1 protein-coding gene is annotated in these 256 nt (G+C 42.2%); it reads right to left on the bottom strand.

Annotation, left to right across the window (positions count from 1 at the left end; genetic code table 11):
* Window positions 1-256 (bottom strand): TraR/DksA C4-type zinc finger protein (locus ACFIK8_RS09880; protein ID WP_375669322.1); only part of this gene is annotated, 256 nt, incomplete at both ends.

The following is a 256-nucleotide window of genomic DNA, read 5'->3' as shown; positions in this document are numbered from 1 at the left end:
CGGTCGAGCCTCAAGACGCTTTATACTAATAGGCTCACCAGTTTCTTTACAAAAACCGTAAGTCCCATCATCAATGCGCTCTAAAGCAGCATCTATCTTTGAAATAAGCTTTCTCTGACGATCACGAGCACGTAATTCGATTGTACGATCAGTTTCGCAAGATGCTCTATCAGTCAGATCAGGTTGACCGCCATTCTCTTCCTGCAAATTTTCCAAAGTCTCACGGGCTTCTCTTAATATATCATTCTTCCAAGAA

Source organism: Bartonella sp. MR168JLCBS (assembly GCF_042194175.1).
The sequence above is the reverse complement of the archived record's forward strand: the minus strand, read 5'-3'. Positions and strand labels throughout refer to the sequence as shown.